21 protein-coding genes and 1 pseudogene are annotated in these 22,734 nt (G+C 69.1%); 10 read left to right on the forward strand and 12 right to left on the reverse strand.

Translation table 11 applies throughout. The annotated features are described in order from the left end of the window. Window positions 1–107: 107 nt before the first annotated feature. The gene (locus tag N2L00_RS14595) at window positions 108–1,646 is read right to left on the reverse strand and encodes an MFS transporter (protein WP_370646944.1); all 1,539 of its coding nucleotides are present in this window, start codon (window positions 1,644–1,646) and stop codon (window positions 108–110) included. Window positions 1,647–1,761: 115 nt separating this feature from the next. Between N2L00_RS14595 and N2L00_RS14600 the strand changes: the two genes are divergently transcribed. The 3 genes from N2L00_RS14600 (at window position 1,762) to N2L00_RS14610 (ending at window position 3,593) form a co-directional block, all read left to right on the forward strand. Beyond that, complete coding sequence (locus tag N2L00_RS14600; RefSeq protein WP_255765243.1) at window positions 1,762–2,328, forward strand: TetR/AcrR family transcriptional regulator; 567 nt, start codon at window positions 1,762–1,764, stop codon at window positions 2,326–2,328. Between the two features lie 201 nt (window positions 2,329–2,529). Continuing rightward, window positions 2,530–2,997: a ribonuclease E activity regulator RraA gene (gene rraA, locus N2L00_RS14605; protein ID WP_255765244.1), complete on the forward strand. Its 468-nt coding sequence runs from the start codon at window positions 2,530–2,532 to the stop codon at window positions 2,995–2,997. Window positions 2,998–3,005: 8 nt separating this feature from the next. Beyond that, window positions 3,006–3,593: a dienelactone hydrolase family protein gene (locus N2L00_RS14610; RefSeq protein ID WP_255862400.1), complete on the forward strand. Its 588-nt coding sequence runs from the start codon at window positions 3,006–3,008 to the stop codon at window positions 3,591–3,593. Here N2L00_RS14610 and N2L00_RS14615 read toward each other — a convergent pair. The 9 genes and pseudogenes from N2L00_RS14615 to uraD all read right to left on the reverse strand — a co-directional run bounded on the left by N2L00_RS14615 (window position 3,590) and on the right by uraD (window position 12,165). Then, entirely contained in the window at window positions 3,590–4,435 is an 846-nt protein-coding gene (locus N2L00_RS14615; protein WP_227919561.1) for a CoA ester lyase, read from the reverse strand. The genes N2L00_RS14610 and N2L00_RS14615 overlap by 4 nt on opposite strands. A gap of 80 nt (window positions 4,436–4,515) precedes the next feature. Further along, window positions 4,516–5,883 (reverse strand): allantoinase AllB, encoded by a 1,368-nt coding sequence (allB, locus tag N2L00_RS14620; RefSeq protein WP_255862804.1) that lies wholly within the window; start codon window positions 5,881–5,883, stop codon window positions 4,516–4,518. A 27-nt stretch (window positions 5,884–5,910) separates the two neighbouring features. Further along, window positions 5,911–6,699, reverse strand: a pseudogene (locus N2L00_RS14625) (hydroxypyruvate isomerase family protein); the annotation flags it as partial. After that, window positions 6,699–7,523 carry a bifunctional allantoicase/(S)-ureidoglycine aminohydrolase gene (locus N2L00_RS14630; protein ID WP_255862399.1) on the reverse strand — a complete coding sequence of 275 codons (825 nt, stop codon included), beginning with the start codon at window positions 7,521–7,523 and terminating at the stop codon, window positions 6,699–6,701. The gene N2L00_RS14630 and the pseudogene N2L00_RS14625, both read right to left, overlap by 1 nt. After that, window positions 7,523–8,851 carry a DUF6986 family protein gene (locus N2L00_RS14635; RefSeq protein WP_255862398.1) on the reverse strand — a complete coding sequence of 443 codons (1,329 nt, stop codon included), beginning with the start codon at window positions 8,849–8,851 and terminating at the stop codon, window positions 7,523–7,525. The genes N2L00_RS14630 and N2L00_RS14635 overlap by 1 nt, the downstream gene beginning before the upstream one ends. Beyond that, the gene (locus N2L00_RS14640) at window positions 8,835–10,349 is read right to left on the reverse strand and encodes a nucleobase:cation symporter-2 family protein (RefSeq protein ID WP_255862397.1); all 1,515 of its coding nucleotides are present in this window, start codon (window positions 10,347–10,349) and stop codon (window positions 8,835–8,837) included. Before N2L00_RS14640 ends, N2L00_RS14635 begins: the two co-directional genes overlap by 17 nt. Continuing rightward, window positions 10,349–11,296, reverse strand: a complete 948-nt coding sequence (gene pucL / locus N2L00_RS14645; RefSeq protein WP_255862396.1) for a factor-independent urate hydroxylase — start codon at window positions 11,294–11,296, stop codon at window positions 10,349–10,351. Before pucL ends, N2L00_RS14640 begins: the two co-directional genes overlap by 1 nt. Before the next feature lie 3 nt (window positions 11,297–11,299). Continuing rightward, window positions 11,300–11,641 (reverse strand): hydroxyisourate hydrolase, encoded by a 342-nt coding sequence (gene uraH, locus N2L00_RS14650; protein WP_255862395.1) that lies wholly within the window; start codon window positions 11,639–11,641, stop codon window positions 11,300–11,302. Continuing rightward, window positions 11,638–12,165: a 2-oxo-4-hydroxy-4-carboxy-5-ureidoimidazoline decarboxylase gene (gene uraD / locus N2L00_RS14655; RefSeq protein WP_255765251.1), complete on the reverse strand. Its 528-nt coding sequence runs from the start codon at window positions 12,163–12,165 to the stop codon at window positions 11,638–11,640. Before uraD ends, uraH begins: the two co-directional genes overlap by 4 nt. A gap of 238 nt (window positions 12,166–12,403) precedes the next feature. Here uraD and N2L00_RS14660 point away from each other — a divergent pair, with 238 nt between their 5' ends. From N2L00_RS14660 to N2L00_RS14675, 4 genes are all read left to right on the forward strand, one after another. Further along, on the forward strand, window positions 12,404–12,934 hold the full coding sequence (locus tag N2L00_RS14660; protein ID WP_255862394.1) for a DUF3995 domain-containing protein: 531 nt from the start codon (window positions 12,404–12,406) through the stop codon (window positions 12,932–12,934). Between the two features lie 288 nt (window positions 12,935–13,222). Continuing rightward, window positions 13,223–14,368 carry an XdhC family protein gene (locus N2L00_RS14665; protein WP_255862803.1) on the forward strand — a complete coding sequence of 382 codons (1,146 nt, stop codon included), beginning with the start codon at window positions 13,223–13,225 and terminating at the stop codon, window positions 14,366–14,368. 9 nt (window positions 14,369–14,377) lie between these two features. Next, entirely contained in the window at window positions 14,378–15,262 is an 885-nt protein-coding gene (locus N2L00_RS14670) for a xanthine dehydrogenase family protein subunit M (RefSeq protein ID WP_255862393.1), read from the forward strand. After that, window positions 15,259–18,297: a molybdopterin-dependent oxidoreductase gene (locus N2L00_RS14675; protein WP_255862392.1), complete on the forward strand. Its 3,039-nt coding sequence runs from the start codon at window positions 15,259–15,261 to the stop codon at window positions 18,295–18,297. Before N2L00_RS14670 ends, N2L00_RS14675 begins: the two co-directional genes overlap by 4 nt. A 324-nt stretch (window positions 18,298–18,621) precedes the next feature. Here the strand turns inward: N2L00_RS14675 and N2L00_RS14680 are convergent, their stop codons facing one another. Both N2L00_RS14680 and N2L00_RS14685 read right to left on the reverse strand, forming a co-directional pair. Continuing rightward, window positions 18,622–19,515 carry a dihydrodipicolinate synthase family protein gene (locus N2L00_RS14680; RefSeq protein WP_255862391.1) on the reverse strand — a complete coding sequence of 298 codons (894 nt, stop codon included), beginning with the start codon at window positions 19,513–19,515 and terminating at the stop codon, window positions 18,622–18,624. 11 nt (window positions 19,516–19,526) lie between these two features. After that, window positions 19,527–20,441: an EamA family transporter gene (locus tag N2L00_RS14685; protein ID WP_255862390.1), complete on the reverse strand. Its 915-nt coding sequence runs from the start codon at window positions 20,439–20,441 to the stop codon at window positions 19,527–19,529. A gap of 46 nt (window positions 20,442–20,487) precedes the next feature. Here N2L00_RS14685 and N2L00_RS14690 point away from each other — a divergent pair, with 46 nt between their 5' ends. The 3 genes from N2L00_RS14690 (at window position 20,488) to N2L00_RS14700 (ending at window position 22,616) form a co-directional block, all read left to right on the forward strand. Beyond that, complete coding sequence (locus N2L00_RS14690; protein ID WP_255862389.1) at window positions 20,488–20,964, forward strand: MarR family winged helix-turn-helix transcriptional regulator; 477 nt, start codon at window positions 20,488–20,490, stop codon at window positions 20,962–20,964. Between the two features lie 288 nt (window positions 20,965–21,252). Then, entirely contained in the window at window positions 21,253–21,591 is a 339-nt protein-coding gene (locus N2L00_RS14695; protein ID WP_227919600.1) for a PadR family transcriptional regulator, read from the forward strand. Continuing rightward, the gene (locus N2L00_RS14700; protein WP_255862388.1) at window positions 21,588–22,616 is read left to right on the forward strand and encodes a hypothetical protein; all 1,029 of its coding nucleotides are present in this window, start codon (window positions 21,588–21,590) and stop codon (window positions 22,614–22,616) included. Before N2L00_RS14695 ends, N2L00_RS14700 begins: the two co-directional genes overlap by 4 nt. Window positions 22,617–22,734: the final 118 nt, after the last annotated feature.

Raw genomic sequence — 22,734 nt, forward strand, 5'->3', positions numbered from 1 at the left:
GTCTATACGGAAGGCGCGGGACGCCCGGACGGGCCCGGACCGGATCCCGGCCCGGGGGCGGCCGACGAGCGCATGTAGGGATCGGGGCCGGAGCTACCGGACCAGAACTACCGGTGAGCCGGAACCCGGCGCAGCAGCACGGCCGCACCCGCGGCGGCCACCACCATGGTGACCAGGCCGATCAGCGAGGTGATGTTGACGCCGGAGTCGAAGGCCGTCTGCGCGGAATGCAGCAGTGCCGAGGCAGCATCTGCGGGCAGGTCCCGGGCAGCCTCGACGGCGCCGCCCAGGGTTTCCCCGGCGGCAGCCGTCTGCTCCGGGGTCAAACCGGCCGGGACCTGGACGCCGTTGCGGTAGGCCGCGGTGAGAATGCTGCCCAGCACGGCAGTACCCAGGACGGACCCGATCTCGTAGGCCGTCTCGGAAATAGCCGAGGCGGATCCAGCACGGGACGGCGGAACGCTGGCCAGGATCAGGTCATTGGAAATGGTTTCCGCAGCCCCCACGCCAACGCCCAGCAGCAGGAACGCGATGATCAGCTGGAGCACGGTCACCGACTCCCCCGCAGCAAAGACCAGGGCATAGCCGGCTCCGTTGAAGAGCAGCCCGCCGGCCACCACAACCGCAGGGCGGACCCGTTTCACCAGGGGCACCACGGCCAGGCCGGTGATGATGGTGAGCACCAGTCCGGGCAGCATGGTCAGGCCGGCTTCGATGGGCGTCTGTCCGACCACCAGCTGCAGGTGCTGGGAGAGGAAGAAGATGAAGCCCACCATGGCGAACAGGCTGAGCAGGTTCGCGGCGATGGAGCCGCTGAAGACCGGGTTCCGGAACAGCCGGACGTCGAGCATCGGTTTTTCCCGCGACAGCTGGCGGCGGACAAAGAAGAAGCCCAACACCAGACCGGCGGCGATGAACGGCAGGCCGGCCGCGGCGCCGTCGTGCGCGAACTCCTTGATGCCGTAGGTGACCGAGAGCATGGCGCCCATGACCAGGACAACGCCGAGAATGTCGACGGCGCCGGGGCTGGGGTCCTTGGATTCGGGCAGCAGTATCGGGGCGAAGATCAGCAGCGGCAGCAGCACCGGGATGGACAGCAGGAACACCGAACCCCACCAGAAGTGCTCGAGCAGCACGCCGCCCACGATCGGGCCGAGGGCCGCGCCGCCGGAGAAGCCGGCGGCCCAGATCGCCACCGCGATCCGGCGCTGGGACGGGTCGGTGAAGATGTTGCGGATCAGCGACAGGGTGGCGGGCATCAGCATGGCACCGAACACGCCCATCAGGGCACGGGCCACGATCAGCAGCGCCGCGGAGGGCGCAAACGCGGCCACCAGGGAGAAGACGCCGAAGCCCACGCTGCCGATCATCAGCAGGCGGAGCCGGCCGATCCGGTCACCGAGGCTGCCCATGGGCACCAGCAGGCCGGCAAGGACCAGGGCGTAGACGTCCACGATCCACAACAGTTCGACGCCGGTGGGTGCCAGCGCCTGCGAGAGCGACGGGATGGCGAAGCTCAGGACGTTGTTGTCGATGGAGATGAGCAGAACGGGCAGCATCAGGACTGCGAGTCCCCACCATTCACGCGTTCCTGCACGCGTAACTGCGGGTTTTTCCTGGACCGCCAGCACGGCTTCCTCCTTCAAGGTTGATCTTTCACGGATTCTGGGCAGGGAAAACCCCACCGAAGTACTGTACCGTCTAGACTGTATGGTAGCCAAATTGCGGCTGTTTCGTCCGCTGATGGCGTAGCGTAAAAGCATGCCCAACACTCGTCCCGCCCGGGACCGCATCCTCGATGCCTATGAGGAACTCCTCATCAATGAAGGCCCCCGCGGCGCCACCCTGGACGCCGTCGTCGCCCGCGCCGAGGTTTCCAAAGGCGGCCTGCTGTATCACTTCAAGAACAAGGAAGCGATGGCCGGGGCCCTGATCGAAAAGCTCCGCAGCCTCGCCGCGGCAGACCTGCAGACCATGCGCGAGGATCCGGAAGGGCCGGCGCGGTACCTGGTCCGCAGCTCCGTGTACGTCGGCAGCGAGCTGGACCGGGCACTGATCGGCGTCGTCCGCCTGGCGCAGGCATCCGATCCCGTAGCCTCGGAGCTGCTGCAGGACATCCACCACAGCTGGTTCGACCTGGTCCATGACGAGGTGGGCGATCCGGGCATTGCCCGTGCCATCACCCTGCTGGCCGACGGCTTGTATTACAACGAGGGGCTGCCCGGCGGCTGGCCGCAGGCCACCCGTGACAGCCGCACGCATTCCGTCTCCGACCTGCTGGAAATCGTGGATGTCCTGAAATCCCACGCCCAGCAGGCGCAGACGTAACCTTCCGGCGACACCCGACAGTGTCCGGCGCGGAATTCCCCGTGGTTTGGGAAAAACCCTGCGGTTTGTGACAATCCCTGCGCCGCGCAACGCAGGGATCCGGACAAACTGCAGGGATCCGGACAAACCGAGGGCCGGCGTAGGCCCAACCCTCGGCGTGGCAGGATGATTCACTGCTGTGCCGTCTGCCACAGTGGTGCCATGAATACAAGCACAGCTGACCTGTACGACGAACGCGGCGACGAGCTGGCCTCGGTGTCCCTGCAGTTCCAGGACCTGGGCGGGCATGTGGGCTTCACCGGCCCCATCCGCACCGTCCGCTGCCTGGAGGACAACGGCATCATCAAGTCCCTGCTGAACTCCCCGGGCGAGGGCGCGGTATTGGTGGTCGACGGCGCCGGGTCGCTGAACACCGCACTGATGGGAGATCTGATTGCCGGGGCCGCCGTGGAGAACGGCTGGGCCGGCGTCGTCATCAACGGCGCCATCCGTGACCGTGCCGCCGTCGCCAAGCTGCCCCTGGGCGTGAAGGCACTGGGCTCGAATCCGCGCAAGAGTGCCAAAAACTCTGTCGGCGAGGTGGATGTGCCCGTAGAGTTCGGCGGCGTCACCTTCCGTCCCGGCGCCGTGCTCTACGCCGATGAGGACGGGATCCTCGTCGAACCCTAGGAGTCCCGATGGCCAACGTCCTGCTCTTCCACCACGCGCTCGGCCTGACCTCCGGCATGGACGCCTTCGCCGAGGTCCTGCGGGAGGCCGGCCACACGGTGACGGTGCCCGATCTCTATGACGGGCGTACCTTCACCGACCTGGAGGACGGAGTGGCCTATGCCCAGGAGATCGGCATGGACACCATCGAAGAACTGGGTGTCAGCATTGCAGACCGGTTCCCGGAGGACATGGTCTATATCGGCTTCTCCCTCGGCGTGATCCCGGCCCAGCGGCTGGCGCAGACCCGCCCCGGCGCGCGTGGCGCGGTGCTCGTCAGCGCCTGCGTGCCGCTTGGTCCCTTCGGTGATATCTGGCCGGCCGGTGTGCCGGTGCAGATCCACGGCATGGACGCCGATGAGGAATTCGTGGACAGCGGGGACCTGGACGCCGCGGAGAACCTGGCCGCGTCCACGCCGGACGCCGACCTTTTCCTCTATATGGGTGCCTCGCACCTGTTCGCTGACATCAGCCTGCCGGACTACGACATGGACGCGGCGTTCACGCTCACCCGGCTGGTGCTCCAGCTGCTGGAGCGGGCGGACAACCCCGCTTAGGCGTTCCAGAGTCCGTAGGAGTCCGCCAGCGAGGAGATCTTCTGGGCGCGGGCCAGGCGCGGCAGGTAGGAGCCGTCGCCCACCACAGCACCGGCTGCGTGCGCTTCCAGCAGCTCGTGGGCCCAGGTGATTTCCGAGCCGCTCGGCGAGAGCCCCTGGTTGATGAAGTCCGTCGCCTCGGGCATGAGGCACAGCTTGCCGGTCATGCCCATGCTCTGGGTGACCTTGCAGGCGTCCAGCAGCTTCTCGCCCAGTGCGCCGACGGTGGGACCGTCGATAGGGCCGGGCAGCTGGCCGACGCGGGACGCAACAACGAGCTTGGAGCGGGCGTAGGCCAGGGCCATCGGATCATCCGAGGCGCCGGTGTCGCGGCGGAAATCGCCGACGCCGAACGCGAGGCGGAACGTGCCCGGCGCGCTGGCGATGGCGGTGGCGTTCTCGATGCCGAGGGCCGATTCCACGAGGGCGAGCACCGGGGTGCCGGCCTGCAGCCGCATGGCCGTGTGGGTGACCTGCTCGGGCTTTTCGGTCATCGCGAGCATCACGCCGCGCAGGCCCGGGGCCTTGGAGAGGGCGGCGAGGTCATCGGCCCAGTACTCGGTTTCGATGCCGTTGACGCGCACCCACGCGGTCATGCCGGTGGACAGGGCCTCGACAACCCGTTCACGGGCTTCGGCCTTGCCGCCGGCCGGAACGGCGTCTTCCATGTCGAAGACCACCGAATCAGCTTCGGACGCCAGCGCCGGTGCAAAGTTCGCTTCGTCTGCGGCGGACGCCAGCAGCCAGGAACGGGACAGTTTTGCGGGAAGGGCAGCGGCTCGGCTGTTTCGGAAAGGGGCCATACAGAAGACATTACTTTCAGGGTCGGCGGTTGCGTAAATGCGACGGGCGTCATGTGGGCACCGTCACGCAAACGGTCCGCCTACGCCTCGCCCCGGCGCAGCAGCCGGCCGGCAGGAGCGGCGGGGTCGACGTCGACGCCGGCCAGCAGCGTCCGCCGCACGACGCCGCTGAGCTGCTTCCCCGCGTAGGGCGTGACCGGATTCTTATGCTGCAGGGCGGCAGGATCCACGGTGAAGGTATCCCCGGCCGCGAAGACCGCAAAGTCGGCGTCCTTGCCCGGAACAATGCCGCCCTTCCGGTCCAGGCCGGCCAACGCTGCCGGCGCCGCAGACATCCAGTGCAGCACCCGCTCCAGCGGGATTCCCCGGCTGCGGGCCTCGGTCCAGATCAGCGGCAGGCCCAGCTGCAGCGAGGACACCCCGCCCCAGGCCACGCCGAAGTCGCCGCGCACCAGGTCCTTCAGGTCCTGGGTGCTGGGCGAGTGGTCCGAGACAATGCAGTCGATGGTCCCGTCCGCCAGTCCGGCCCAGAGCTGTTCCCGGTTCGCATCCCCGCGGATCGGCGGGCAGCATTTGAACGCCGTGGCGCCGTCGGGAATCTCCTCGGCGGTCAGGGTCAGGTAATGCGGGCAGGTCTCGGCGGTGAGGCGGACGCCGTCGTCCTTCGCCGCGCGGATCAGGGGCAGCGCCTCGGCGGAGGACAGGTGCAGGATGTGCGCCCGTGCCCCGGTGCGCCGTGCCGCCTCGATGACGTGTCCGACGGCGGTGTTTTCCGCTTCCGGCGGCCGCGAGGCGAGGAAGCCGGCGTACCGCGAGCCGGCCGGGGTGTCCTGGATCTTGTCCGGGTCTTCGGCGTGGACAATCAGCAGGGCGTCGAAGGTTTTCAGTTCGGCGAGGACGGTTTCCATTTCCGCCGGTTCCAGGTGCGGGAATTCGTCGACGCCGGAGTGGACCAGGAAGCACTTGAAGCCGAACACGCCGGCGTCATGCAGGGGACGCAGGTCCGCTGCGTTTCCGGGGACGGCTCCGCCCCAGAATCCGACGTCGACGGCGGCCTGCGGCTCGGCGCAGGCCCGCTTGGCCTCCAGCGCCTCCACGTTCACGGTGGGCGGGATGCTGTTCAGCGGCATGTCGATCAGCGTGGTGACCCCGCCGGCCGCTGCCGCCCGGGTGGCCGACGCGAATCCCTCCCACTCGGTGCGTCCCGGCTCGTTCACGTGCACATGGGTATCGACCAGTCCGGGCAGCAGGGTTTCATCCTCGGCCAGTTCCAGCAGCCGCTCCCCTGCCAGCCCGGTGCCCAGCGGGACGACGGCGGCAATCAACCCGTTCCGCACGGCCACTTCCGCCGGGACAATTCCTTCCGGGGTGAGGACCGCCTGGCCGCGGATCACCAGGTCGTAGCGGTCTGCCTCCGGCGTCGCGGCGGATGCCTTCGACGGCGCCACGGGGGCAGCCTCCCCCTCCGAATCCAGCCAGTCAAAAGCCCCGGAAGCCGGTGCCGCGTATTCCAGCGCTATATCCCCCCGGTAGCCGCCGCTGCGGCTCGCCCGGACCCACTCCGCCAGGGGCAGACTTCCGGTTCCGGGCGCGCCGCGGCCGGGAGCATCGGCAATCTGGACGTGCCCGAACCGGCCGGCATCGGCGGCCACCAGCGCCGCGACGTCGTCGCCGTTCACCGCCAGATGGTAGAAATCGGCGAGCAGCGCCGTGTTGGCCGCCCCGGCGCGGTGCATCCGGTCCAGCACCGCGAAGACATCCGCGGCCGTTTTCAGGGGATAGTCCGGCGCGCCGCTGAGCGGTTCCAGCAGCACGGTTCCGCCGAAGGGTGCGACGGCGCGGGCCGCCACGAGCAGGTTCCGCGCGGCTTCGGCATCCTGCTCCCCGGGGCTGAAGCGGGGAGTGCGGTTGCCGTAGAGGGCGTTGAACAGCCGGCAGCCCAGCCGTTCCCCGATTCCCGCCACCACCTGCACGTTGGCCCGGAAATCCGCTCCCCGGTGCGGCAGGGAGAGCAGTCCGCGTTCGCCCGCGGGCATTGCCCCGGCGTCGAAGTTCAAAGCGCCCAGGCGCACCCCGGCGTCGCGGATGGCTGCCTCGAACTCGGCCACCTGCGCCTGCGGCGGGACCGGTTCGGGAAACGGCCACCAGAACTCCACGGTGTCGAAGCCCGCGGCGCGCGCGGCGGCCGGACGTTCCAGCAGGGGAAGTTCGGTGAACAGGATGGAGCAGTTCACCGAGTAACCGGAGCGGGCGCCGTCGTGCATCACCGGCCTCCCAGCCGGACCTGGCGGTTTACGTCCTTGTAAAGGAGGTAGCGGAAGTTCGAGGGGCCGCCGGCGTAACAGGCCTGCGGGCAGAACGCGCGCAGGGACAGGTAGTCGCCTTCCTCCACCTCCACCCAGTCCTGGTTGAGCCGGTACACCGCCTTGCCCTCAAGCACGTACAGCCCGTGCTCCATCACGTGGGTTTCGGCGAAGGGAATCACGGCGCCGGGTTCAAAGGTCACCACGTTCACGTGCATGTCATAGGCGACGTCGTCCACCGGGATCATCCGGGTGGTGCGCCATTTGTTGTCCGTGCCGGGCATCGGCGTCGGCGCAATGTCCGCCTCGTTGCCGAATACCGGCGCCGGAGTATGCCCGACCAGCGGCTGGTAGGCCTTGCGGATCCAAGCGAATTTCACTGTTTCCTGCCCCTCGTTGAACGCTCCCCACAGCGTTTCCGGCGGCAGATAAGCGAACCCGCCCGGAGTCAGCACATGGTCCCGGCCCAGACGGCGGACGGTCAGGGTGCCCTCGAGGACGAAAATGAAGGACTGCACTTCAAGTTCCGGCTCGGGGGCGCGGGAGCCGCCGCCCGGGGCCACCTCCATCAGGTACTGGGCGAAGGTGGTGGCCCCGCCGGCGACCGGCCGGTTAAGGATCCAGGCGCGGGTATCGGCCCATTCGGGCAGCACGCTGACCACGATGTCCCGCAGCACGCCGCGGGGAATCACGGTGTAGGCCTCGGTGACCACGGCCCGTCCGGTGAGCAGATCGGTCTGTGCGGGCAGGCCGCCCTCGGGGGCGTAGTAGCGGGGCGTGTTCACTATCGGACCTTTTCTTCGGTGGTGGCGGCGGGGGTGGCCGTGGGGGTGGGGGTGGGCCGGGCGGCTGGATGGGCGAGGGCGGCAAGTTCGACGCCGGTGAGCCCGGTGTCCCGTGCAATCTCGGCTTCGGTGAGTGCTCCGCACAGCAGCCCGCGGTGGACAAACCGGGCCAGCGCACGGGCCGTGGCCGGCTCGTCGAGGACGCTGCCGCCGCGTTTCTGCACGTAATTGCGCAGGCGCACCGCGGCGGCGTCGAACCCCTCCCGGTAAAAGGCATAGGTGGCCAGGAAGCGGGTGGGCAGCTGCGCCGGATGCAGGTCCCAGCCCTGGTAGAAGCCGCGTTCCAGGGACCGGCGCACCAGCCGGGCGTGCAGCTGCCAGGCCGAGAGGATCTCGGCGGGTGTACCCAGCGGGAGGATGTTGGTGGAGCCGTCGGAGAGCCGGACGCCGGTGCCGGCGGCGGCCACCTGCATCACGGCTTTGGCGTAGTCCGCGGCCGGATGCTCCATGGACTGGTAGGCGGCGGCGATCTGCACCGAATCGGAATAGTCGTAGGTGCCGTAGTGCAGGGCGCTAACCCGGCCCTTGGCCCGGTGGATCAGCTGCGCGGCGGGCACGGTGCCGTTGGCGGCCAGGATCAGCTGCGGGGTTTCCACCTGGACCTCGAACCGGAGCCGGCCTTCGGGCAGCCCGTGGGCGTCCTCCAGCAGTTCGCAGATGAAAACCATGGCCTCGACCTGTTCCACGGTGGAGACCTTGGGCAGGGTCAGCACCAGCCCGTCCGGCAGCGGCCCCGCTGCCAGCAGGCCGGCCAGGAACAGGTCCAGCGTGCGGACGCCGCGGGCGCGGGTGGCAGCTTCGAAGGACTTGAACCGGATGCCGACAAACGGCGGCGCGGTCCCGGCAGCCACCGCCCCGGCGACGGCGGCGGCCGCCTGCCGGGCATGGCCGTCCTCCTCGTCGTCGGGCCGGACACCGTAGCCGTCCTCGAAGTCCAGGCGTAGGTCCTCGATCGGTTCGGTGCGCAGCTTCGCCTCGACCAGCGGGACGACGGCGGCAGCTGTTCCGGCGCCGATCCCCAGTTGGTCCGCCAACCCGGCGAGGCTGCCGTGCTCCGCCACCGCGGCCAGCCCCTCCTCGCCCCAGGTTCCGGGGAGTGCGGGCACGCAGCGGTCCGCCGGGATGTAGACGGTGTGCACGGGCTGGCGGCTGCCGTCGTCGCCGGGGTAAGCCGTTGCGAGCAGCCGGTCGGTGTCCGCGAGGACGGCGTCCAGCCGGGCCAGGTGCTCGGCGCCGAGGACGGGGTTGTACTCAAGGGTTGGTGTCACGGTTTAGATCCTCATGGGGTTCGGTTCCGGTGGTGGTCAGCGGGATTTCCTGGCCGTCGGCGTCCAGCAGCTTGCCGTCCTGCACATGGTCGCCCTCCTTCAGCGCCGCCAGGTTCTCGACGCGCACAATCCGGTCGGCGCCTTCGGCGAAAACGGAGGGGTCCTTCGGGTTTCCCGAGCGGATGTGGTTGAACAGGATGTTCATCAGGATGGCCATGACGGCGGCGGAGCTGATGCCGGAGTGGAAAATGGTGCCGAACCAGGTGGGGAACCGGTCGTAGAAGGTGGGGGCGGCAATCGGGATCATGCCGAAGCCGATGGACGTGGCAACGATGATGAAGTTCATGTTGTCCCGGTAGTCCACCTTGGCCAGGGTGCGGATACCGCTGGCCGCCACCGTGCCGAACAGGACAATTCCGGCGCCGCCGAGCACCGGCGTCGGCACCGCTGCCACTACCCGCCCGAGGATCGGCAACAGGCCAAGGATGACCAGGATCAATCCGCCGGCACTGACCACAAAGCGGCTCTTGACTCCGGTGATGGCCACCAGGCCCACGTTCTGGGCGAAGGCGCTCTGCGTGAAGGAGTTGAACACCGGGGACAGGGCGCTGGAAAGCATGTCGGCCCGCAGTCCGTTGCCGATCCGCTTGGCGTCCACCTTGGTGTCCACGATCTCCCCGACGGCGATGATGTCCGCGGTGGTTTCGGTGAGGGTCACCAGGATGACGATCACCATGGAAATGATGGCCGCCGCCTCGAAGGTGGGCAGCCCGAAAGCGAAGGGCTGCGGGAACGCGAACACGGGGCCGGTGCCCACCCCGGAAAAATCCGCCTTGCCGGTGATGAGGGCGAAGACCGTGCCCAGGACAATGGCGATGAGGATGGACAGCCGGGAAATGGTGGAGCTGCCCAGTTTGCTCAGCAGCAGCACCAGCAGCAGGGTCAGCCCGGCCAGGCCGATGTTGGAGACGCTGCCGTAGTCCGGGGCGGCGCTGCTGCCGCCCATGGCCCAGTTCGCCGCCACGGGCATCAGGGTCAGTCCGATGGTGGTGATCACGACGCCGGTGACCACCGGCGGGAAGAAGCGGATCACCTTGGCGAACACCGGGGTGATCAGCAGCCCGATCAGGGACGCCACGATCACGGCGCCGAAGACGGACTGCAGCCCGCCGCCGCCGTCGAGAATGGCGGTCATGGTGGCCACTCCGGCGAAGGACACGCCCTGGACCAGGGGCAGCTGGGAGCCGAAGAAGGGAATGCCGACGGTCTGCAGCAGGGTGGCCAGGCCGCCGACAAACAGGCAGGCGGCCACCAGCATGCCGACGTCGGTGGAATCCAGGCCGGCGGCGGTGCCGACAATCAGCGGCGGGGCGATGATCCCGCCGTACATGGTCAGCACGTGCTGGAAGCCATACGCGAACGTGCTGCCCAGCGGCAGCCGGGCGTCCTCGGGGCGGGCGGCGGCCCGCGCCGGCGCGGCGCGGTGCGCGCGGCTCATCAGCAGAACCCGCCCACGGTGCTCCAGACCGGCGCTTCCGGGTCCGTGCCCTCGCGCAGCACGGACGCCTCGATCAGCCCGTAGGGCCGGTCCGCGGCGAAAAAGACTTCGTTGGGGTTGTCCAGGCCGAAGGGTGACAGGTCCACCAGGAAGTGGTGGTTGTTCGGCAGGGAGAGGCGCACTTCCACGATTTCCGGGTGGGCAGCAATCACGGCTTTGCCCATTTCAAACATGGTCTGCTGCAGGGCCAGGGAGTGCGTGGCGGCGAAGGCGTCCAGGAGCAGGGTCCGTGCGGAGGCGTAGAGGGCGTTGAAATCCAGGGCGGCCAGGTCCGTCTCCGGGGCGTAGCGCCATTTGGCGGTGACGTCCGTGGCGAGGATCCGGTCCGTGGTTTCGGCGAGGGTGGTGTAGCGGTCCCGCGGGAAACCGTGGAACTCCGAGCCGGTGGATTTGAGCACCGTCAGGCCGCTGATCCCCGAGACCAGGTGCTGGTGCCCGGCTTCGGACACCAGGACGGCGGTGCGGATTTCGGATTTGTCCTTGGCGAAGGCGTGGTCATGGTCGCTGATCCGGTTCCAGAAGTACTGCTCCGCGGCCCAGCGTCCACCGGTGACCCAGCCGAACCCGCCAGTGAAGTGCTGTTCCAGGCGCAGCAGGAACGCCTCGGGCGAGCCGACGCCGTCGCGGGCGAAGGCGTAGATGGTGTTCTTCTGCGTGTCGGTGGCCACCACCGAGGAGTTGTCCCCCTGCGTGTGGGCGGCCTCGAAGTCGCCGTGCAGCTGGGAGGTGACGCTGAGGTCCTCGAGGGAGTGCCGGGCGGTGTCGCGGGTGACCTTCACCAGCCGGACTTCGGCCTTGCCGTATTGGTTGCGGCCGAGCACGATCTTCGATTCGGTGCTGGCGGTGGAGGTGTTGACCCCCGCGGGGGCCTGCGTTGCTTCGGTCATGGCTCAGCTTCCTCGGTAGGTGGAGTAGGCAAACGGGCTCAGCAGCAGCGGCACGTGGTAGTGCTGGGCCGGGTCGGTGAGGCTAAAGGTCAGGGAGACGCTGGGGAAAAACGTGTCCGTTCCGGCGGCGGCAAAGTAGTCGCCGGTGGCGAAGTCGATCCGGTACGTGCCCGGCTCCAATTCCGCCGGGCCGAGGCTGCCGATCCGGCCGTCCCCGTCCGTGGTTCCCTCCCCCACCCGCGTCTCGCCGCCGTCGTGCAGGGACCAGAGGGAGGCGGCGACGCCGGCGGCGGGCCAGCCGGCGGCGGTGTCCAGGATGTGGGTGGTGACGTGGCTGCGGGTCATGCGTTCAACAGTCCTTCGAGTCGGAGGATGGCAATGTCGCGCAGCTGGGCTGCAATGACCGGGAGTTCTTCGGCGTCGGTGTTCTGCAGCCGTTCCTCGAGGACGGCCAGGATTTCCTCTGCGCTGCGGCCGGCTGCGCGGATGAGGAAGACGCGGCCGAACCGGTCTTCGTACGCGCGGTTGCCGGCCCGCAGCCGGTCCTGGATCCCCTCGAGCCCGCTCACGGACGCCTGCTCGCCGCGGGAGAAGCGGGCTTCAGCGCCGGTGCCGTCGGCGCGGTCGCCGATGCGCGGGTGGTGGGCCAGGGCGGCGTCGATCTCTGCCTGGGTGAAATCCGGGGCGGCCAGTTCGGCGAAACTCAGCAGCTCCCCGGGCGTGGCGAACGGCCGGGCGGCAGCCACCTCGTTGCACCAGCGGGGAATGTCCACGCAGGGCCGCAGCATCGCTTCGGCATCCGGCCGGGACGCGGCGTTGAAGGCGGCAAGGAAGTCCGCTGCTTCTGGAGGCGTGTCTTCTGGGGGCACGGGTGTCAGCTTTCAGTCAGAACTCATCCGCCGCCGGCGCTGGACACCCTTGACCATCGGCGACGCCGACTTGATTCGATGTTCCGGAACGGAATTTATATTTGGGACAGTCTGTGCGCCCCCGCAGTATCTGTCAAGGAACTGCCCGTTATTAAACGTGCAGTATTACTGCAGGTTAATTTGTGCGCTGTTCCGCGGATGCTTCCTGTCCGGCCGGCCGGCTTCCACAATGACTTCCATGGACTCCTCCGGTGAACGGAAGGCAGGCCGCCGGCAGGCCCCGACCGGGCTCGGCCGTGCCTGTCTTTGGACGGCGTGCGCCGCGGGCCTGCTGCACGCCGGCTTCAGCCTCTACTGGGCCCTGGGCGGCCGCTGGCTGCTGGCTACCGTGGGCCAGTGGGCCGTGCAGGAATCCACTGAGGCGCCGTTGCGGACCGGGCTGCTGCTGGGAGCCGTGGCCGCTTTCAAGGCCGCGGCCGCACTGATTCCCACGGCGGCGGCGTACGGCAGGGTGCCGAAGCCGGGCCTCTGGCGGACGCTGAGCTGGATCGGCGCCGTGGTGCTGGTGCTGTACGGGGGTGCGAACACACTGGTGAGCAATGCCGTGCTGGCCGGACTGATCCGCCCGGACACCGGGTATGACCGCATGGCTACGATCGGGCATGCCTGGCTCTGGGACCCGCTGTTCCTGCTGTGGGGTGGAGCCCTGCTCGGCTATCTCGTGCTGTCCCGTGCCGGACGGGATAACCCGCGCGAACGCGCCCGCTGAGGACAGCACGCCATTTCCCGCGGGGTATCCCGCCGGAAAGAACCGCGTGGTACGCTTCCCTGCAATTACCGGAGCCCTGGAGGTTTTGGATCGGATTTGCGGTGCCGGAAAGAACATTCTTTTGCGGCCGGCAGTTACAAAGTAATGCGCATTTGAAATGTTTCATTGTTTTGCGGAATTAAGGCCCCTGCCCGTTCTATCCCGCAGGGGGAACTCACCGCTTTGGTTGCTGGGCTAGCCGGTGGCGGTTGCCGCCGGGTTGCCGGAGGGTAGGCCGCAGTGCTGGACATGTTGGAAGAGTTGGCGGCCGCCACGGCCGGGGGGATTCCCTGCGCCGCGGCGACCATCGTCCGCGCCTCCGGCTCTGTCCCCCGGCCGGTCGGCACCACCATGCTGGTCAGCGGCACCGGGGTGATTTCCGGTTCCCTTTCGGGCGGCTGCGTGGAGGCAGCCGTCGTCGCCGCTGCCGAGGAGGTCCTCTCGGACGGCCGCCCGCGGCTCGAGTCCTTCGGTTACAGCGACTCCGACGCATTCGCCGTCGGGCTGAGCTGCGGCGGCACCCTGGAAGTCTTCATCTCCCCGGTGTTCTCCGGCACGGTTCCCGCCGTTCCGCCTCCCGGCGAGCCCTGCGCACTGCTCCGGCGGATCGACGACGGCGCGGCTTCCGTTCCGCTGCTGATCGGGGACCCGGCAGGGGCAACGCCTGCAGGTCTGCTTTCCGCCCACGGCCCCGCGCTGGCCGCGATGCTGGGCCTCGACCCGGCGCGTGCCGCAGCCCGCCTCGCTCCGCTGCTGGCGGCCGGCCGCACCGGCGTCGTCGAGCTGGGAGAGCCCGGCGGTCCGGAGTGCGACGGCGGCAGCGCCGTCCTGTTCCTGGAGTCCCGGCTGGCACCGCCGCGGCTGGTGCTGATCGGGTCCAACGACTTTTCCGCCGCCCTTGCCCGGCAGGGACGGATGCTCGGCTACCACGTGACCATCTGCGACGCGCGGCCTGCGTTCACCATGCCGGAGCGGTTTCCCGACGCCCACGAGGTGCACGTGCAGTGGCCGGACGCGTACCTGCGCGGGGAGGCGTCGGCCGGGCGGCTGGATGCCCGCAGCGTGGTCTGTGTACTCAGCCACGACGCCAGGTTCGACGTCCCGGTCCTGGCCGAGGCCCTGCGTCTAGAGCTGGCCTTTGTCGGGGCAATGGGGTCCCGCCGGACCCACGACGCGCGGCTGGCTGCACTGCACGCAGCCGGGCTGGCCGGACCCGAGTTGGCGAAGCTGCACTCCCCCATCGGGCTCGACATCGGTGCCGCCACCCCCGAGGAGACCGCAGTATCCGTTTTCGCGGAGATCGTGGCTGCCCGGTCCGGAGCCGCCGCCAGCGGACAACCGCTGCGCGATGTTTCCGGCCCCATCCATCCGACCAACCGGCTCCGCGCCAGCTGAGGAAATCCCATGGACCTACCCACCGTTTCCGAGCTGATCCGCACCGCGGACCCGCAGCGCTGGCGTCCCGGAGACGCCTGGCTCGCGGGCGGCACTGTGCTGTTCTCCTACGGCAGTGAAACCCTGCAGCGGCTGCTGGATGTCACGGCCACCGGCTGGGAGCCGCTGGTGCTGAACGACGACGGACTCGAGATCGCCGCCACCTGCACCATCGCCGAACTGTATGCATTCCCGGACGCCGCCGCACCCGGACTGCGGCAGGCCTGGCCGGCACTGGACCTGGTGCAGCCGTGCTGCGACTCCTTCGTGGCCTCCTTCAAAGTCTGGAACGTGTCCACTGTGGGCGGGAACATCTGCACCGGCCTGCCCGCCGGGCCCATGACCTCGCTGACCGCGGCGCTGGACGGCGTCGGACTGATCCACTCCCCCGGCGGCACTTCCCGCCGGGTGCCGGTGGCCGAACTCGTGACCGGCGACGGGCGTACCGCGCTGGCGCCGGGGGAACTGCTGCGCAGCATTTCGCTCCCCGCCGCCGCGCTGCGGGCACGCACTGCATTCCGGCGGCTCTCGCTGACTAATCTGGGCCGATCCGGGGTGCTCCTGATCGGCCGCGTCGACGAGGACGGTTGTTTTGTCCTGACCGTCACTGCGGCCACGAAGCGTCCGGTCCAGCTGCGTTTTTCCGCGGTGCCGGACGCCGCCGAGCTGCGGGCCGGCTTGGAGGATGCGATTGATGCCGGGCTCTGGCACGACGACGTGCACGGGCTGCCCGAATGGCGGCAGGACATGACCTACCGGCTGGCGGAGGAAATCCGCACCGAACTTGCCGGACCAGCATCCGCTTTCGCACCCGCACCCGCACCCGCACCCGCACCCGAGGACGGCTCCCTGTGACCTACCGGATCAACAACGCCGAGGTGGAAGCCCAACCCTTCCCCGGGCAGTGCCTGCGCACCTTCCTCCGCGAACAGGGCAACCTGGGCGTCAAAAAGGGCTGCGACGCCGGCGACTGCGGCGCGTGCACCGTGCATGTGGACGGAAAACCCGTGCACAGCTGCATCTACCCCGCGGTCCGGGCCGAGGGCCGGGAGATCACCACCATCGAGGGGCTGGCCGACACGGCGCGGCTGGCCGACAGTGTCGGACGGGCCGACGGCGACGGCTTGGCCGACGGCGACGCCCTGCATCCGATGCAGCAGCAGTTCCTGGACGCGCAGGGCTTCCAGTGCGGATTCTGCACCGCCGGCATGGTGATGACCGCAGCGACCTTCGACGATCAGCAGAAGGAGAACCTGCCCCGGAACCTCAAGGGCAACCTCTGCCGCTGCACCGGTTACCGGAGCATCGAAGATGCTGTCTGCGGGCACCGGCACACTGAAACGAGCACCGCCGGCGCCGAGCCGTCCTCCGGCGGAGCGACCTCCGCGCAGACCGTCGCCGGCGCGGGCCTCTCCTCTCCCACCCACAACACTGGCGGAGCGACCCCAGCGCAGACCGTAAACGCACGGACTGTCGGCGCCAACGTGGCCGCTCCGGCGGGACCGGACATCGTCACCGGCCGCGCCCGCTACACCCTGGATGTCCCGGCCAAGGACCTGCCCGGGCTGCTGCACCTGAAGATTCTGCGCTCCCCTCACGCACATGCCCGGATCCTGTCCATCGATGCGAGCGCCGCCCTGGCCGTGCCCGGCGTTGAAGCGGTGCTCACCCACGAGGACGCCCCGGACCAGCTCTTCTCCACCGCCCAGCACGAACTGCACACCGACGACCCCAACGACACCCGGGTCCTGGACAATGTGGTCAGGTTCCGCGGCCAGCGGGTGGCCGCCGTCGTCGCCGACACCATGGGCGCTGCGGCCGAAGGCGTGCGTGCACTGAAGGTCGAGTATGAGCTGCTGCCCGCGGTGCTGGATCCCGAAGCGGCCCTGGCACCCGGCGCTCCGGAGGTCCATCCCGGCACCGCCGGGAACGTCGTGGCGGAACTGCACTCCGAGGTCGGCGACGTTGCCGCCGGACTCGCAGCGGCCGACGTCGTGCACGAAAACACCTACTACAGCCAGCGCCTGCAGCACGTCGCGCTGGAGACGCACGGCTCGATCGCGTACTTCGATGATCTGGGCCGGCTGGTTGTGCGGACCTCCACACAGGTGCCGTTCCTCGTCCGGCGGACGCTGTGCCGGATCTTCGGGCTGAAGCTTGCCTCGGTGCGCGTGCTCGCCGGCCGGGTGGGCGGCGGGTTCGGAGGCAAGCAGGAAGTGCTCACCGAGGACCTTGCCGCGCTGGCCGCGCTGAAGCTGAAGCGCCCGGTGCAGCTGGAACTGACCCGCGAGGAGCAGTTCACCGCCACCACCACCCGGCACCCCTTCGCCGTGAAGGTCCGCGCCGGCGCCTCCGCGGACGGCACCCTGACCGCGCTGGCCCTGGATGTCACCGCCAACACCGGCGCCTACGGCAACCACGCCCCCGGCGTGATGTTCCACGGCTGCGGGGAATCCGTGGCCGTCTACCGGTGCGCCAACAAGAAAGTGGACGCCCGCTCCGTCTACACCAACACGCTGCCCTCCGGGGCGTTCCGCGGCTACGGGCTGAGCCAGATGATCTACGCGATCGAATCCGCCATGGACGAACTGGCCCGGGACCTGGGCATGGATCCGCTGGACTTCCGCCGCCGCAACGTGGTGGCGCACGGCGACCGCATGGTCTCCACCTCCCCCGAACCTGCCGAAGACGTGCATTACGGCAGCTACGGCCTGGACCAGTGCCTGGAGCTGGTGTCCGGTGCGCTGGCTGCGGGGCGGGAGCGGCCGGAGACCTCCGGGGCGGAGCTTGTTTCAGCCGCGTCGTCCGGGGCGGCCGGGCCGTCCGACGCGGCCGACGACGGCGGCGGGTGGCTGATCGGCGAGGGCACCGCAGTCGCCATGATCGACACCGTGCCTCCGCGCGGACACATCAGCCACGCAAAGATCTCTCTCCGCGAGGACGGCCGGTACGGGCTCGACGTCGGCACCGCCGAGTTCGGTAACGGCACCACCACCGTGCACGCGCAGCTGGCCTCGACGGCGCTGCACACCACCGCGGACCGGGTGGTGATCCGGCAATCGGACACCGATCTGGTGGACCACGACACCGGTGCGTACGGCTCCACCGGCACGGTGGTGGCGGGCAAGGCGTCGCTGGCCGCAGCGGAGGAACTGGCCACCCTGCTCAAGGGCTTCGCCGCGTCGCTGTTTAGCTCCACCTCGGCGCAGGTGCATCTGCTGGCGGACGCCGTGCAGTGCGGCGGCGAGCGGATCCCGCTGGCCGACGTCGCCGTCCGGGCACGCGAGGAAGGCATCGACCTGTCCGCGGAGGGCCGGTGGGGCGGCACCCCGCGGTCGGTTGCCTTCAACGTGCAGGGCTTCCGGGTGGCGGTGCATGCCGGGACCGGGGAGATCCGGATCCTGCAGAGCGTGCACGCTGCGGACGCCGGCGTCGTCGTGAATCCGATGCAGTGCCGCGGCCAGATCGAGGGCGGCATTGCCCAGGCTCTCGGGGCGGCATTGTTCGAGGAAGTGCGGATCGACGCCGAGGGCACGGTGGAGACCCGGATCCTGCGCGAATACCACGTCCCCACATTCGCCGACGTGCCGCGCACGGAGATCTTCTTCGCCGAGACGGACGATTCGCTGGGCCCGATGGGTGCCAAGTCCATGAGCGAAAGCCCGTTCAACCCCGTGGCGCCGGCGCTGGCCAATGCGCTTCGGGATGCCACCGGGATCCGGTTCGCCCGGACACCGTTCGCCCGGGACCGGGTGTATCTGGGGCTGCGGGCTGTCCGGGTTGAAGCTGAGGTTGCCGCGGAACCGGAGGCTCCAGCCGAGGCTGCGGCTGCGGCTGAGCGGGAGGCCGCGCCTGTGGAACCGGAGGCTGCGCCGGCTCCTGCCGTGTAGGTCGACTGGTTTCCCTACGGTTTGTGCATTTTCCCTCCAGTTTGGGAAATCCCTCCGCTGCGCCGTGGCAGGGCTTTCCCAAACCGGCAGGGTTTTCCCAAACCGGAGGAGTTTTGCGTCCTGCGGCGGCTCCGGCTCAGCGGGAGGCTCCGACGGTGTAGCCCGACGTCTGTATCCCGGAAATCAGGAGCGAATCCCTGCGATCTGTCCGATTCCCTGCGGTTTGTCCGGATCCCTGCGCCGCGCGAGGCAGGATTTGTCACAAACCGAGGGGTTTTCCCGAAGCGGAGGAGTTTTGCGTCCTGCGGCGGGATGCGCCGTGGGCTAACCGGCCGCTGAGCCCCGAAGGGTCCGCAGCACCCCGCCGATCCTCCGCTGAACGTCCGCGGACAGGGGCCGCAGCGGGGCGGGCAGGTTCTCCACCGGCAGCAGGCCAAGCTCTGCCGCTAACGCGGAGGTCACGCGCAGGCTGCCGAACTCCCGGAACAACTCCCAGACCGGTGCCAGCTGTGCCGACAAACGCCGGGCGGTCTCGGCATCCCCGGCCTGAGCGGCGCGGGTGATCACGAGCGCCAGGTCCGGCAGGGTGCCGCCCAACACGCTGAACCACACATCCGCACCGGCGAGCAGGGCCGGGGCAGCAAACTCGTCGCCGCTGACCCCCAGTGCCATCCGGTCCGGCAGCGCGGCCCGCACCTCACGGATCCGCCGGTCCGCTTCGTCCACCGGCCGGGGCGGAATTTTCACGGCCTTCACCTGCGGCAGGGCGCCGAGCCGGGCATAGAGCTCGTTCGTAAACGTGAACCGGGTGGTGGTCGGATTGTCATAGATGCAGATGGGCACCGAGCTGGCGGCGGAGACGGACTCGAACAGGCCGGCCACCTCGTCCTCGGTCAGCGGCTGGTAGGACACCGGCGCGAGCAACAGGCCGGCGGCACCGGCGTTCTGGGCATCCTCGGCTCCGCGCAGGACATCGGAGGTCCGCAGCGCCCCGATCCCCACGATCACCGGCACCGCCCCGGCTGCCTGCACCGCGGCAGCTGCCACCCGGCGTCGTTCCTCCCGGGACAGATAGGCGTAACTGCCGGTGGACCCCAACGCACCGATGGAATCCACCCCGGCCTCCACCGCACGGTGGACCAGCGCGGCAAAGAGGTCCTCATCCACCGTGTCGTGGATAACGGGTGTCAGGGGAAAGGCGGACAGACCTGTGAACACGGGAGCTCGTTTCAACGTGGGGACACCGACCGGCCCAGCACATCATGCGGGCGCACCGCCGCGGCCGTGGCACGCCGATGTCCGGCCGGCCCCGCCAGCACCAGGGTGGCAAGAACCATCGCCGCGCCCAGGCACTGGCCGGGACTGAGCGATTGCCCGGCGAGCAGCCAGCCGGCGGCCGCCGCGACCACCGGGCTAAGCAGCCCCAGCAGTGCCGTGCTTGAGGCGGGCAGCCGGTGCAGGCCGCGGAACCAGAGGCAGTAGGCCAGCGCCGTGCCGATCACGCCGAGGTAGGCGTACCCGGCCAGGTTGACGCCGGTCAGTGCGGGCGGCGGACCCTCCACCAGCAGGGCCACCGGCAGCAGGAACAACCCGCCGGCGACCAGCTGCCAGGATGTGGCAGCCAGCAGCGTATCCGGGGTGCCCCACTTCTTGGTCAGGACCACCCCCGCCGCCATGCCCACTGCTCCTCCGAGCGCGGCCGCCACGCCCAGCACATCCAGCCGCGCCTGCGCCTGCAGCACCAGCAGCCCGACGCCGGCCAGCCCGGCCATGCCTGCCGCCAGCTTCCGTCCGGTCAGGCGTTCACCGATCCACCGCGAGGCAAACAGCGCCACCAGCAGCGGCTGCACCGCACCAACAGTGGCAGCGACGCCGCCGGGCAGCCGGTAGGCGGCCACAAACAGGAGCGCGAAGAACAGCCCGATGTTCAGCACCCCCAATACCGCCGAGCGCCACCACCAACTGCCGCGGGGCAACCGCCGGACCAGCAGGAGCAGCAACAGGCCCGCGGGCAGCGAGCGCAGCAGGGCGGCCAGCAGCGGCCGGTCCGGCGGCAGCAGCTCGGCGGCCACGATGTAGGTGGTGCCCCAGACGATCGGCGCCAGGGCCGTCGTCGCGGTCAGAAGTCCAGTTTTGCTAAGCACTTAGCCAATATAGCTAAGTGCTTAGTTAATTGCTAGGGTGCATTCCATGAGCGATCACGTGGACATGGTTCTCCGGCAGTGGGCAGCGGAACGGCCGGACTTGGATGTCTCCCCCATGGCCGTGGTCGGCCGGCTGTCCCGGGTGGCCCGCCGGTTCGATGAACAACTTGCTGCAACCTTCGCCAAGCACGGCCTGGATGCGGCCTCCTTCGACGTGCTGGCCACGCTGCGCCGTTCGGGCCCGCCCTACACGCTCAGCCCCAAGGACCTCTCTGCAGGGTCCATGGTCACCTCCAGCGCCATAGCGCAGCGGTTGAACCGATTGGAGGCGCAGGGATACGTCCTGCGCTCCCCCAGTTCCGCGGACCGGCGCGGCAAGCAGGTGACCCTGACCGACGCCGGCCGGACCGCCGTCGACGCCGCCCTTCCGGACCATGTGGCCACCGAACACCGGCTGTTGAACGCCCTGGGCGACGGCGAGCGGGAGGCGCTGGCAGCACTGCTGGCCAAGCTGGACAGCTGACGGTTCCCTTCCGCTTGCGGGTCGGCTGCTGCAGGCCCTTCCACGTTCACGACTTCCCTGCTGGCATGGCCGTCGGACCCGGAAAATCCTGCGGTCTGTACGGATCCCTGCGGTTTGTCCGGATCCCTGCGGCGCGCGGCGCAGGGATTGCCACAAAGCGCAGGGATTGCCACAAACCGCAGGAAATCGGCCCGGATCCCATAGCCCAGGCAGCACTGAAACAACCGTGACTTAACCGTTATATTCATTTCTTCCCTATATTCAGTTTTTCTGACTATCGTTCAGGGCATGAGCAAGCATGAGATGCGCGAGCCGACCTTCCTGGTCCTCTCGGCCCTGGCTGACGGACCCAAGCACGGCTACGCCCTGATCGCGGAGACGAAGGATCTCTCCGGCGGCCGGGTGAAGCTGCAGCCCGGCACCCTCTACGGGGTGCTGGACCGGCTGCGGGAAGACGGGTTGGTGGAGATTTCCGGCGAGGACGTGGTGGACGGCCGAGCCCGCCGCTACTACCGGATTACCGACGGCGGCGCCGCCACCCTCGCCAAGGAAGCGGACCGTCTGGCAGCCAACGCCCGCCAGGCCATGTCGAAGCTGCGACTGCGTGCAGCGCAGGCCGGAGCATGAACGGCGGAGCCTCCAAACTGGAGGCCACCTACACACGGGCGCTGGGAGCCTACCCGCGCCGCTGGCGCCGGGAGCAGGGCGAGGAACTGATCGGCGTACTGCTCTACGTCGCCCGTTCCGAGCACCGCACCAAGGCCACCCCGGCCGAACTGCTCAACCTCGTGGGCAACGGCCTGGCTACCCGCGGCCTGGAACTGCTCGGCAGCGTGGGCCGGCGGCGACGCAACGGCATCGCCTTCACTGCCACCGTGCTGGCCACCTACCTTGCGCTCACCCTGACACTGCTGGGCGAATGGGGTCCGTGGGTCCGGCCGGGCACGCTGCGCTGGCGGCCCACGGGCGAGGGGTTCGGTGAGGCGTTCCTGGCCGCGGGACCGTTCACGACGGCGGCCGCGGCGGTTTACCTGGCACTGCTCGCCGGATTCGTTGCTGCGCTGGCCGGCCGGCACTCCCTGCGCCGGACACTGCATCTCAGCGCGGCAGTGGCAGCTCCGCTGATTCCCCTCTCCGGCGCCGTCGCGGGAATCCTCGCACCGCCGCTCACTCCCATGCTCGTGCTCAGCGGCCTGGCGCTGCTGGCCCTCATCGGCAACCCCGCGGCCAGCGCTTCCCGCCACGTCCTGCTGGGGGCCGTCACGGCCGGTGTCTCGTTGGCGGGTCTGTGGCTGGCCGTCAGCCGGTTGTCCGGCGGCGCTGCCCTGTTCTTCTACGACGCGGCGAGCGTGCTTGCCGTTGATGCCCGGTCCCTGACGCTGGCAGCGGCGGCGCTGATGCTGGCCGTCGGAATGGTCCTGGTCAGCGGAAGCCGGACGATCCCCTGGACTGCCGGCCTAGCCGTGGCATCGGCGCCGTTGCTGGTCCGGCTCTGGTCCGGAGATTCCCTCGAAACCTGGCTTGCCGCCTCGGGCTTACCCGGCCCAGTTACCGCCCACTGGGAATGGGCGTTCCTCGGATTGGCCTTGGCCACGGCAGCACTGGCCGCCGCGGACCAGAAGCTCCGCTTCCGCCGGCTCCGAACCGCCTAACCCGCGTCCTCAGCTTCCCTGCACCACTCGCCCCACCAGCACTGCCTGCTCCACCTGACTGCTGTCGTTCTACGGACATGCTCCCGATGAGCCGGTCCGGCACCGCACCCTGGATCCA

Source organism: Arthrobacter sp. zg-Y1171 (assembly GCF_025244845.1).
Lineage (GTDB): Bacteria > Actinomycetota > Actinomycetes > Actinomycetales > Micrococcaceae > Arthrobacter_B.